The sequence below is a fragment of the Lacinutrix sp. WUR7 genome (genome assembly GCF_016864015.1).
Classification (GTDB): Bacteria; Bacteroidota; Bacteroidia; order Flavobacteriales; family Flavobacteriaceae; genus Oceanihabitans.
Genome location: NZ_CP045067.1, coordinates 954,345 through 966,375 on the forward strand (window position 1 = coordinate 954,345; position 12,031 = coordinate 966,375).

At 34.8% G+C, this 12,031-nt stretch carries 10 protein-coding genes; 2 read left to right on the top strand and 8 right to left on the bottom strand.

From position 1 onward, the window contains the following. Positions 1-7: 7 nt before the first annotated feature. From FG167_RS04230 to FG167_RS04245, 4 genes are all read right to left on the bottom strand, one after another. Entirely contained in the window at positions 8-2,020 is a 2,013-nt protein-coding gene (locus tag FG167_RS04230; protein ID WP_203460179.1) for a fumarate reductase/succinate dehydrogenase flavoprotein subunit, read from the bottom strand. A 12-nt stretch (positions 2,021-2,032) separates the two neighbouring features. Next, the gene (locus FG167_RS04235; protein ID WP_203460180.1) at positions 2,033-2,707 is read right to left on the bottom strand and encodes a succinate dehydrogenase cytochrome b subunit; all 675 of its coding nucleotides are present in this window, start codon (positions 2,705-2,707) and stop codon (positions 2,033-2,035) included. Between the two features lie 99 nt (positions 2,708-2,806). Continuing rightward, entirely contained in the window at positions 2,807-3,676 is an 870-nt protein-coding gene (locus FG167_RS04240) for a hypothetical protein (protein WP_203460181.1), read from the bottom strand. A gap of 57 nt (positions 3,677-3,733) precedes the next feature. Beyond that, positions 3,734-6,574, bottom strand: a complete 2,841-nt coding sequence (locus tag FG167_RS04245; protein ID WP_203460182.1) for a glycosyl hydrolase — start codon at positions 6,572-6,574, stop codon at positions 3,734-3,736. 181 nt (positions 6,575-6,755) lie between these two features. On the opposite strand from FG167_RS04245, the gene FG167_RS04250 reads away from it, so the two are divergent. Beyond that, positions 6,756-8,048, top strand: coding sequence for an aminopeptidase P family protein (locus tag FG167_RS04250; protein WP_203460183.1), 1,293 nt, complete (start codon positions 6,756-6,758; stop codon positions 8,046-8,048). A gap of 185 nt (positions 8,049-8,233) precedes the next feature. Here the strand turns inward: FG167_RS04250 and FG167_RS04255 are convergent, their stop codons facing one another. After that, positions 8,234-9,562, bottom strand: coding sequence for an aspartate kinase (locus tag FG167_RS04255; protein WP_203460184.1), 1,329 nt, complete (start codon positions 9,560-9,562; stop codon positions 8,234-8,236). Positions 9,563-9,727: 165 nt separating this feature from the next. On the opposite strand from FG167_RS04255, the gene FG167_RS04260 reads away from it, so the two are divergent. Beyond that, entirely contained in the window at positions 9,728-10,384 is a 657-nt protein-coding gene (locus FG167_RS04260; protein WP_203460185.1) for a hypothetical protein, read from the top strand. A gap of 53 nt (positions 10,385-10,437) precedes the next feature. Here FG167_RS04260 and FG167_RS04265 read toward each other — a convergent pair whose 3' ends face one another. The 3 genes from FG167_RS04265 to FG167_RS04275 all read right to left on the bottom strand — a co-directional run bounded on the left by FG167_RS04265 (position 10,438) and on the right by FG167_RS04275 (position 11,876). Continuing rightward, positions 10,438-10,788 carry a hypothetical protein gene (locus FG167_RS04265; protein WP_203460186.1) on the bottom strand — a complete coding sequence of 117 codons (351 nt, stop codon included), beginning with the start codon at positions 10,786-10,788 and terminating at the stop codon, positions 10,438-10,440. Between the two features lie 103 nt (positions 10,789-10,891). Continuing rightward, positions 10,892-11,278, bottom strand: a complete 387-nt coding sequence (locus FG167_RS04270) for a cupredoxin domain-containing protein (RefSeq protein ID WP_203460187.1) — start codon at positions 11,276-11,278, stop codon at positions 10,892-10,894. Between the two features lie 37 nt (positions 11,279-11,315). Beyond that, entirely contained in the window at positions 11,316-11,876 is a 561-nt protein-coding gene (locus FG167_RS04275; protein WP_203460188.1) for a carboxymuconolactone decarboxylase family protein, read from the bottom strand. Between the last annotated feature and the right edge of the window lie 155 nt (positions 11,877-12,031).

Here is a 12,031-nt window from a genome sequence, read left to right on the forward strand (position 1 = left end):
GCTTTCCTTATTTGTATGATCTTTGTTTTAATTCTATATCCTTGAACTCTAATTCCTCTTTATGTAAAACAGCATCGCTAGGTTCTCCTTTGTATTCCCAAGCAGCAACATATGCGAAGTTTTCATCATCACGTTTTGCTTCTCCTTTTTGTTCCCCATCTAATTCTACTGCATCTTCTCTAAAGTGTCCTCCACAAGATTCTTCTCTGTTTAAAGCATCTTTAGCGAATAATTCTCCTAATTCTAAGAAATCTGCAACACGACCAGCTTTTGCTAATTCTTCGTTGTATTCTTCGTTTGTTCCAGGAACTTTTACGTCTTTCCAGAATTCTGCTCGGAGTTCTTTAATTTCTGAAATAGCTTCGGTTAATCCTTTAACGTTTCTAGCCATTCCTACTTTGTTCCACATGATTTTCCCTAATTTCTTATGGAAATAATCTACTGAGTGAGAACCTTTATTAGTAACGAAGAAATCTAAAGTCTTTTTTACTTCTTTTTCCGCATCCTCAAATTCTTTCGAATCTGTAGAAATTGGTCCTGTTCTAATATCATCTGATAAATAATCACCAATCGTATAAGGCAATACAAAATAACCATCTGCTAAACCTTGCATTAATGCCGAAGCACCAAGTCTGTTTGCACCATGATCAGAGAAATTTGCTTCTCCAATACAGTATAAACCAGGAACGGTTGTCATTAAGTTATAATCTACCCAAACACCACCCATTGTGTAGTGTACTGCTGGATAAATCATCATTGGCGTGTTGTATGGATCTTGATCTACGATCTTCTCATACATTTGGAATAAGTTTCCGTATTTATTTTTGATTACTTCTTGTCCTAATTTTTTAACAAGAGCGGCATCATTTTCATTTAATCCTTTAACGTGTGCTGTTTCTTTTCCGTAACGTTGAATTGCCGAAGCAAAATCTAAGAATACAGCTTCACCTGTTGCATTTACACCAAAACCAGCATCACAACGCTCTTTTGCAGCACGAGAGGCAACATCACGAGGTACTAGGTTTCCGAATGCAGGATAACGACGTTCTAAATAATAGTCTCTGTCTTCTTCTTTAATATCTTTAGGCTGTAACGTTTTATTACGAATAGCCTCCACATCTTTCATGTGTTTTGGCACCCAAATACGTCCGTCATTACGTAAAGACTCAGACATTAACGTTAGTTTAGACTGATGATCTCCAGAAACAGGAATACATGTTGGGTGAATTTGTGTGTAACAAGGGTTTGCAAAGTAAGCACCACGTTTATGTGCTTTCCAAGCTGCTGTTACATTACTTCCCATCGCATTAGTCGATAAGAAGAATACATTACCATAACCACCAGTTCCAAGAACTACAGCATGTGCCGAATGACGTTCTACTTCTCCAGTAATTAAGTTACGTGTTATAATTCCACGAGCTTTTCCATCTACTTTAACAACGTCTAACATTTCGTGACGGTTGTACATTTTGATTTTACCACGACCAATTTGACGGTTCATAGCAGAATAGGCTCCTAATAATAATTGTTGTCCTGTTTGTCCAGCTGCGTAAAAAGTACGAGATACTAATACACCACCAAACGAACGGTTATCTAATAATCCACCATATTCTCTTGCAAAAGGAACCCCTTGTGCAACACATTGGTCAATAATGTTTGCAGATACCTCAGCCAAACGGTATACGTTTGCTTCACGCGAACGATAATCACCACCTTTTACAGTATCGTAAAACAATCTATATGTAGAATCTCCATCTCCTTGGTAGTTCTTTGCTGCGTTAATTCCTCCTTGTGCTGCAATAGAGTGTGCACGTCTTGGAGAATCTTGAAAGCAAAATGCTTTTACGTTATAACCAAGCTCTGCTAACGTAGCAGCAGCAGATCCACCAGCTAAACCTGTACCAACAATAATAACATCTATGTTACGCTTGTTTGCAGGATTTACTAAGTCGATATGATTTTTATAGTCTGTCCATTTATCTTTAATTGGACCTTTTGGTATTTTTGAATCTAAAGCCATATTAGATATTTTTTAGTGATTAAAATGATGAAATAATGCAATGAAAATGAATCCTAATGGAATGATAATCGCATATGCTTTTCCGAATCCTTTTAATCCTTTTGTATATTTATTGTTTGCTCCAACCGATTGGAATGCCGAACTAAACCCGTGCAATAAGTGTAATGCTAAGAATACAAAAGCAATACAATATAATGCTACTCTCCAGATATCTACAAACTTATGCTGTAGCTCTTCAAAATATCTAAACTCGCCATTGGCAAGTAATCCAGACATATCGCCTTGAATGTATTTTGTGTTTATTTCTGGCAACCAAAAATCATAAAAGTGTAAACAGATAAAAGCTAAAATTGCTAGTCCGCTGTAAATCATATTACGACTCATCCAGGTAGAATTAGCAGCACCATTATTTTTGGCATAGCTTATTGTTCGTGCTTTTTTGTTTTTAATCTCTAGAACAAATCCCATTACAAAATGGAAAATAACACCAAAAATTAATACAGGTTGCATCACATATTGAATTGCCCAAAAGGTTCCCATATAATGAGAAACTTCATTAAAAGTATCTGCACTAAAGACAGACAACAGGTTAATTGCAAAATGTTGTAATAAGAAAATCATTAGGAAGAGTGCCGAAAGTGCCATGGCAAACTTTCTTCCAATCGAAGAATTTAAAATTCCGCTCATTATTTTGTGTAGTTAGATTATAATTACACAAATATAACAAGCAACGCTAACGCAAGCAAGTGAAAATGCTTTTTATAAATTTATTTAGAATGGATTTAATTAATTGACGCTAGGTATCAGGCCACGAAGCCCCATATCTACTACTTGCTCTCCAGCACTTGGCTCGTATTTCCCGTCGGCATGCACTTCAGTCCACTCAAAGCTATTATTTGTGGAAAAGGATAAGGTTACCACCACATCTTCGGTTTCATTACCTGAAATAGTTAAACCGTTTTCAAATTCTCCAGTTACCACACAAGAACCTTGCGGAATTGGTGACGAATCGAACAACGGATTAGGAACTGTTGTCGCTCCTTCCGGTGCTTGACCTTGTGCCGTAAACCCTAAAGTTTCAAAAGCCCAAAAACCTTGTAATCTGTTTGCGTTTATTGCAATAGTACTTCCGTTTAAATTCAAAGTAGAAACATAGGTGTTATAGCCAACAAAACTCGCCAGTGTTCCGGTATAATCATTTCCATCTTCTCCTAAAAAATCAATATCTCCTTCTTGATACGCCAAAGACACACGAACCCATTCATAATCTCCAGCAGCGACTTGACTTAAAGGAATAGTTAAAAAAGTTTCGTTATTTCCTGCAAATCTCGCCTCTTGAAAATCGATAGCTTTTTCGCCTCCAGATGTTGTTTCGCTTCCGGAGAAAACAATTTCTCCAGTTCCTAATGCCGTTAACATATTTGGTGCAAATTCAATATAATTCGCGCTCATTCTATTTATACTAGGCGATTGCGCAGCATTTCCTGTTGCAACAGAAACAGGCTCCCCAAAATTACCCAATCGTTCTTGGGTAGAATTAAATGCTAGTTTAATAATTAAATTTGCGTCGGAAGTAGTATCTGGTTCGTCATTAACATCAGTACAAGAAGACAATAGCATCAAACAACTACAAAAAATAAAATAGAACGTTTTCATGTTTTATTGGTTTACACTAATAACTTGAAAACAGGAGAAATAGTATTTTAGATACTGCTACTTCACTTCAAATTTTACTTTCTCAGCGTCTATCTGAATAAAATAAGTTCCTTTTGGTAAATAATACACTCCGTTTTTAGCAGCCTCAATATCGATACTTGTATTTTCTTTAAGAAGCACTTTTCTTCCGTTTTCGGTTAATGACAAATCATAATCTACATAGTTAAATCCTTTATCTGCTTCCACAGAAATAGTATTTAAAATGGATTGTTTTTCCGAAAGGATTTTAACTTCTTTAGTTTCTGAAGTATTCCCATAAAACTTAATAATTTCTAGAGGTGTATTTGCGTCAAACCACTTGCTCCAAGAACTTCCCCAACGTGCCGAATAGCGTACATCTTCAAAAGGGAAAAGCGTTATTTTTTTACTCAAAAGATTCACATTCATTTTTTGTAATGGCGCAATATTCGTTTTATAAAAACTTCTTCCGTGTGTTGCCAAAAGCAAATCTTTAGCTTCTGGTTGTATCACCAAATCATGCACAGCAACTGCAGGTAAATTTTTATGGAATACCTCCCACTTCGCTCCTTTATTAAAAGTAACATAGGCACCATTATCGGTTCCTAAATAGAGAATATTTTCATTTTCAGGATCTTCTTTGATAACATTTACTGGCGACATTGGAATGTTAGAACGTATGCTTTTCCACGTATTTCCATAGTCTTCGGAAACATACACGTAGCTATTAAAATCGTCCCAACGATAGCCATTTAAAGTGACATAAACACGTTCTTCTTTATGTTGCGAAGCGATAACCCGCGTCACCCAAAGATCTTTTGGTAAATTAGCTGAAATATTCTCCCAGCTTCCGCCTGCGTCTTTAGTTACATATACCAACCCATCATCACTTCCGGTGTAAATAAGTCCGAACGCAAAAGGAGACTCACTAATACTTGTTAAGGTTCCATAGGCAACATTTCCTTTTTTTCCACCATTAGTTAAATCTTGGCTAATTGCTTTCCAATCGTCGCCTTGATTCATAGAACGCATTAATTTATTTCCACCTAAATACAGAATATCCTGATTGTGTGGCGATAGTAATATTGGTGTTTGCCAATTAAATCGATACGGATTTTCACCCAATTCATGTTTTGGCTGAATGTATTTCTGCGCTTTAGTTTCGCGATTAATTCTATAATAATTACCAAACTGATAACCGGTATACAACAGATTCGCATTTCTAGAATCTATTTGAATTTGCATACCATCACCGCCCATTAAACTCTCCCAAGGATTATGACCACTTTGCTGCCACCCCTTATTTTGCTTTGCATTATTTGCACCAACCCAAACGCCATTATCTTGCAAACCACCATATACATTATATGGTTTTTCATTATCTACATTTATGGTATAAAATTGCCCAACGGCATTTACGTTTAGCTTCTCCCAACTTTCACCATCATCATAGCTTAAATTTAAACCGCCATCATTACCATTTATTAAATGCCCTGCTTTTTTAGGGTTTACCCATAGTGCTTGATGATCTGCATGCACGTTTTCTTTACTGATAGAAACAAAAGTTTTTCCGCCATCTTTCGATTTTAAAATAGGAACTCCCATAGCATAAATACCATTTTCATTTTGCGGGTCCACGCGGATTTCTCCAAAATAATATCCATAACTATAATACAAATCGTCTAAATAGTCTTCATGTGTTTTGCTCCACGTTTTTCCACCATCTTTACTTTTATACACCTCAGCGCCAATTACCGGACTATCAAAAAGCATGGTATTTGCGTCTTCTAAATAACGTGCTATATCTGTCGGTTTTACATTGCCACTACGTACCATTTGCTTTACATTTTCTGCACGATACTTTTCTTGAAAACCATTCATTTTTAAAAACCCATTTAGCTTTTTATCTTCTAGATTCAAGAAGTCTTCTGAGCTCATGGTTTTAAAATCTTCTTTTGTTAAACCACGTTTATCTGTTTTTTTGGTGGTTTCTTTTCTTCGGAATTGATTATCATGCAATGCATAAATAATATTATCATCGTAAATTGCCAATCCAATTCTACCAACACCATTTCCTGTTGGAAATCCACTAGCTTCTGTGGAAATTTTTATCCAAGTTTCTCCTGCATCTATACTTTTATATATCGCGGAGTTATTTCCGTTTCCGTTAAAATGCCAAGCTTTTCTATCACGCTCCCAAGCAGCAGCAAACATGATATTGTAATTATTTGGTGCATATTGTAAATCTATGATTCCGCTTACATCATTTACAAAAAGGGTTTGCTTCCATGTTTTTCCGCCATTCATCGTTTTATACACACCACGCTCTGCATTTGGAGAATATAAATGTCCAATAACACCGACTGTTACTTCCTCTGGATTATTCGGATTAATTAAAATACGACCAATATGATGCGAGTCGTGAAGCCCAACATTGGTCCATGTTTTTCCGTTATCGTTCGACTTTAGAATACCAATTCCGGCATACGAAGAACGTGAAGAATTATTTTCACCAGTACCAACCCAAAGGGTTTTGTTATTCCAATCGACAGCAATATCTCCAATATTTTGTGTTTGTGCAGTATCTAAAACTGGCGTAAAAGTAGACCCATTATTTAGGGTATGCCATAATCCGCCAGACGCATAGGCTACATAAAACTCTATGGTATTTTCTGGATTCACTTCTATATCGACAACGCGACCACTCATTATAGATGGCCCAATATTTTCAAAAGGAATATTTTTAACTAGCGAGTTTTCTATTAATACCTGTTTCTCTTTTAAAGCATTTTGAACCAAGCTGGAAGCTGTTGCTGGTTGTTGCGCTTCCGCAGAAAGCATAAAACATATTAAAAACGTAAAAAAGACTCTAATTTTCATAATAGCGATTTAAAGTTTCAAGATACCTATAAATATAAAAGGTACAAAGCAATTAGAAAAAAGGCGCCATATTTTAAGACGCTTTTATAACAATTGTATTTTAAACTTCTTATTTTTGATACACTTAACGGAATTCAAAAATAAAATTCCTTTTCTAAAGGGAATTTAAAACAATTTTTCAATGAAATACAACCTAATAGACAACCAACTTTTTATAAAAAACCGTAAAAATTTTGCTTCTCAAATGAAGCCAAAAAGTCTTGCTGTTTTCAATTCTAACGATATTTACCCAGTAAGTGCAGATAGCACTTTACCATTTGCACAACACAGAGACATTTTTTTCTTAAGCGGTGTAGATCAAGAAGAAAGCATATTGGTTCTTTTTCCAGATTGCCCAAATCCGAAGCATAGAGAAATTCTTTTTTTAAAAGAAACCAACGAACATATTGCCGTTTGGGAAGGTGAAAAACTTACCAAAGAAGCTGCATTTAAAACAAGCGGAATTAAAACCGTGTATTGGTTACAAGACATAGAAAAAGTATTGTTTGAACTAATGACACAAGCAGAAACCGTTTACATAAACACCAATGAGCATTATAGAGCAAATGTAGAAACTGAAACTCGCGAAGACCGTTTCACTAAGTGGTTAAAAGAAAAATATCCAGCACATGCTGTTGCTAAAAGTAATCCTATTTTACAACGTTTACGCTCTGTAAAAGATCAGATAGAATTAGATCTCATTCAGCAAGCTTGTGATATTACTGAAAAAGGTTTCCGTAGAATATTAAACTTTGTAAAACCTGGGGTTATGGAGTATAATATTGAAGCAGAGTTTATGCATGAGTTTTTAAACAATCGCTCAAAAGGTTTTGCCTACACACCAATTGTTGCTTCTGGTAATAACGCGAACGTTCTACATTATATAGAAAACAACCAAGAGTGTAAAGCTGGCGATTTAATCTTATTAGATGTTGGTGCAGAATATGCAAATTATTCTAGTGATATGACACGAACGATTCCTGTTTCTGGAAAGTTTAACGACAGACAAAAAGCAGTTTATAATGCTGTTTTAAGAGTGAAAAACGCAGCAACCAAAATGTTGGTCCCTGGAACTATCTGGGCAGATTACCATGTAGAAGTTGGAAAACTAATGACTAGCGAATTATTAGGCTTGGGCTTAATAGATAAAGCAGATGTACAAAACGAAAATCCAGATTGGCCAGCATACAAGAAATACTTTATGCACGGAACTAGCCACCATATGGGATTAGACACACATGACTATGGCATTCTAACAGAGCCAATGCAAGCAAACATGGTCTTTACTGTAGAACCTGGGATTTATATTCCGGATGAAGGATTTGGTATTCGTATTGAAGATGATGTCGTGATACAAAAAACGGGAGAACCATTCAATTTAATGCGTAACATACCAATTGAAGCGGATGAGATTGAAGAAATTATGAATAAATAAAAAACATACATACGTTAAAAAAAAAGCCTCTTCATTGAGGCTTTTTTATGCTATATTCTAGCTAAGTCTCTATACTGATTTGTGTTCTAAATGGCGGTGAAAAAAAACCAACATTGGCGGAGAAAACAAGGAGCCTAGCCTTTGTTGGTGTTTTCCACCAACAAAACAACAATCAAAACGATTCCCTACACCAAAACCCCATCATTCTCAAAAACATAACGCTGTAGTTTTTTCAAGGTTTCTACTTTATCGCTAGTATTAATTAATAACGAGATGTTATTATTAGATCCTCCGTAAGAAATCATACGAACACTCACATCTTGTAAAATCTGAAATAAATTCGGAGTATCTGCATGAAAAATGATAGCATTTCCAACCAAACAAACTATACTCATATAATCATCTACCTCTACAATTGAAAAACGCTCTAATTCTTCTACAATAGCTTCTAAATGTGTAGTATCATCGATAGTTAACGAAACTGCAATTTCGGAAGTAGTAATCATATCGATAGACGTTTCATAACGCTCAAAAATCTCAAATACTTTCTTTAAAAAACCATGTGCTAGTAACATTCTAGCCGATTTAATTTTTATTGCTGTGATGTTATCTTTTGCAGCAATTGCTTTAATACCTTCACCATGCACTTCATTAGTGATTAAGGTACCATGAGATGCTGGTGACATGGTATTTTTTAATCGCACTGGAATATCTAATGCACGAACTGGCATTACGGTTTGTGGATGCAAAATTTTTGCTCCAAAATATGCTAACTCTGCAGATTCATCAAAAGACAAATTAGAGATGGCCTTCGTGTTTTCCACAAAACGCGGATCGTTATTATGGAATCCGTCAATATCTGTCCAAATCTGTACTTCTTCCGCTTTTAAAACTGCACCAATAATGGTTGCCGTATAATCGCTTCCGCCACGTTGTAAGTTCGCAATATTACCTTCGGCATCCCGACTAATAAAACCTTGCGTGATGTAAATCTCTGCATCGGGAGTTCCCGTAATAATTCGGTTTAAATTCTGTTGTATATAATAGTTATCTGGCTCGTATGTTTTATCAATTCGCATAAAATCTAAAGCCGGCAATAATGCTGCATTTATATTTTCTTGTTGTAAGTAACGACTAAAAATAAAGGTAGATAACAATTCACCTTGCGCTACAATTTGGTTATATAATAAGATAGAATAAGGCTTGTTCACCAGCGTTTCTAAATCATCAAATATTGTATATACATAGGCTGAAACTTCAGCATGCAAAGCAGGATTACTAAGTAAAGACGTAATGGTTTTACTATAGTTATTTCTTAAGGCATCAATCACAATAAGAGCCTTGTCTATATTTTTGATTTTTATGTACTCTGAAATGGCAACCAATGCATTTGTAGTACCTGACATTGCCGACAAAACCACCACTTTTTGTTGTCCGTTATTAATGATATCCTTTACATGAATCATGTTTTCTATAGACCCAACAGATGTACCTCCAAATTTTAATACCAACATAATCTTAACTATTTTATAGTGTAAAGCTACTTAGTACGTTGTTGTTAACCATAAAAATGAAAAAATTATACTACTTTTACACAAATTGTTAAATAATTAACAATTTATTTAATTTCGCATATAGTGCGGACGGACTGAAGCATATCATTAAATAAACTACCATTTATGAAAACTATTGCCTCTTGTGTAGAAGACATATTAATTACACAACCCTTTTTAGAAGAAGCCTTGTCAAGAAGTATTATTAACTATTCTGCTTTAGCTGAAGAATTAAACGCGCCAATTGGTGTTATGCTAGGAAAACCGGTAAAGTCTGGAGCAATTATGATGGCTTTACGAAGATATAATACACCAAACACTTTGCGTCATTCGTTAAAATTAAAAAGTACTTTACAAAAATTAGGAGATATAACAGTGCGTTCTAATTTGAGTGATTTTACGTTTCAGAATTCGGAAACCCTAATACAAAGTCACACCAAAATTTTAGACCAAGTAGAAACAAATAAAGATATTTTTTACGCATTTACCCGAGGAATTTACGAAAGTAACATCATCATTTCGAGTTCAGAAAAAAAGGCGATTTTAAAGTGTTTTGCTTCCGAAAACCAATTAGGAATCCAAGAAGGATTATCTGCAATTAGCGTACGTTTACCAAAAGACAATTCGAAAATATCGGGTTTATATTATCAGATTTTTAAGCGTTTGGCTTGGGAGAACATTCCGATTTACGAAGTAGTTTCTACCACGAACGAGTTTACGGTTTTAGTGGAAGATCACGTGGTAGACAAGGCGTTTTCGGTAATTAAAAACTTGAAGAATTAATGGTTTTAAATGTTGGTAAAAAACACCAACATTGGCGTAACATGGACCTAACACTAAGATTTCAACAACTCCAATTCACCAGAATCCATAGCTTTTTGGTAATTTGCTTTTACATCTTTATACAGTCCGAAAAACTTGGTGCCATCACTCTTTTTTAAAATGACATAGGTTTTATCCTTTTTTGTAAACACTTCTTCTACCACAACCTTGTTTCCAATTACTGGCGCATAACTTGCTGTTTTACCACGCTTCACCAATATATTTAATTGTGGAAATGCAATATGATTATAAAACTGACTAGAAGGCGCTTTAACCATTAATACATCGCCAATTTTTGGTGTATGGCTCGCATAAGAAAGAAAACAAACACAAATAAAGAATACGCTTAAAATGATTTTTTTCATGACTTTAAATTTTAAATCAATATAGCAAAATCCGAAAAATAATACAAAAAAAAGCGAGCTTTACTAAAGCTCGCTTTTACACTAAAAACTATTAATCAAACAACTACTCTACGGTTAAAGTATATTGTGGTGTTTTATTAAAAGGACAAAAATATTGATACGTTCCTTTGGTAAGCGTTACCTCTTTTGAAGATTCTGTTTTACCGTGTTTTACCATTTGAGAAACATAAGCATCTGCAATATGATTTTTAGAATCTGCTCCATCTTTTCCTGCTTCTATTAAAACCAGACCAACTTCTGGCGCGGCATTATTATTAGAAACTTGAAATACATAGGTCCCTTCTTTAAGCGTTAATTCTTTCTGCGTGAATTCTCCTAATGTTTGTTCTAACACAACAGTTGTTGCAGTTGTACTTTTAGTCATTTTGTCTTGTGCTGTAGCCGTGATTGAAAATGCTACTAAAAAGATTGCGATAAATAAATTCTTCATGATTTTGTATTTTATATGTTTGTAATTATGATTTGTATTAATTGCTAGTTACTGTGAATTTTCCTGTTTCTACACTTGGGAAATCTACTTCGGTTTCTGCAATATGATTTACATAGTTGGTAAGTGTATTAGAAACCACGTTTAAAACGATTTCTAAAATATCACCATCATTATAGCCCGCTTCTTTTACTGTTTGAATAGCTTCTGTAGAAACTTGCCCTCTGTTTTTAGTTACATCTTGTGCAAATTGTAAACCTGCTTGTGTTTTAGAATCTGCTGCAATTGCTTGTCGGCTTAATTCAGTTTGCTCTTGGGTTAAGCCATTCATTTTACCAATTGCTGTGTGCGCAGATAAACAATAGTTACATGCATTTTCTTCTGCAATTGCTAATGCTAATTGTTCTCTAAATTTGTTACTAAAGTTTCCGCTTCCTGTTAACTCTCCTAAACTTAAATAGGTCTGTAAGGTTGCTGGCGAATTACCAAACACTTTTATTAGGTTTGGAATAAATCCTAATTTGTTCTGTACTGCATTAAATAATTCTTTAGATTTTCCTGTAGTTGTTTCTGGATCTAATGTTTCAATTCTTGTGCTCATAATATTTGTTTTTACATTCCTGCGAAGGCAGGAATCTTATTATTATTTATTTAAGTTTTATTGCGTTTTTTACTCTTGACTTTTACAATCGCAAATTTTATTGTCGGCTTGCTTTTCGTCGTATTCCTGAAATCCCCAACAATTTGGACATTGTA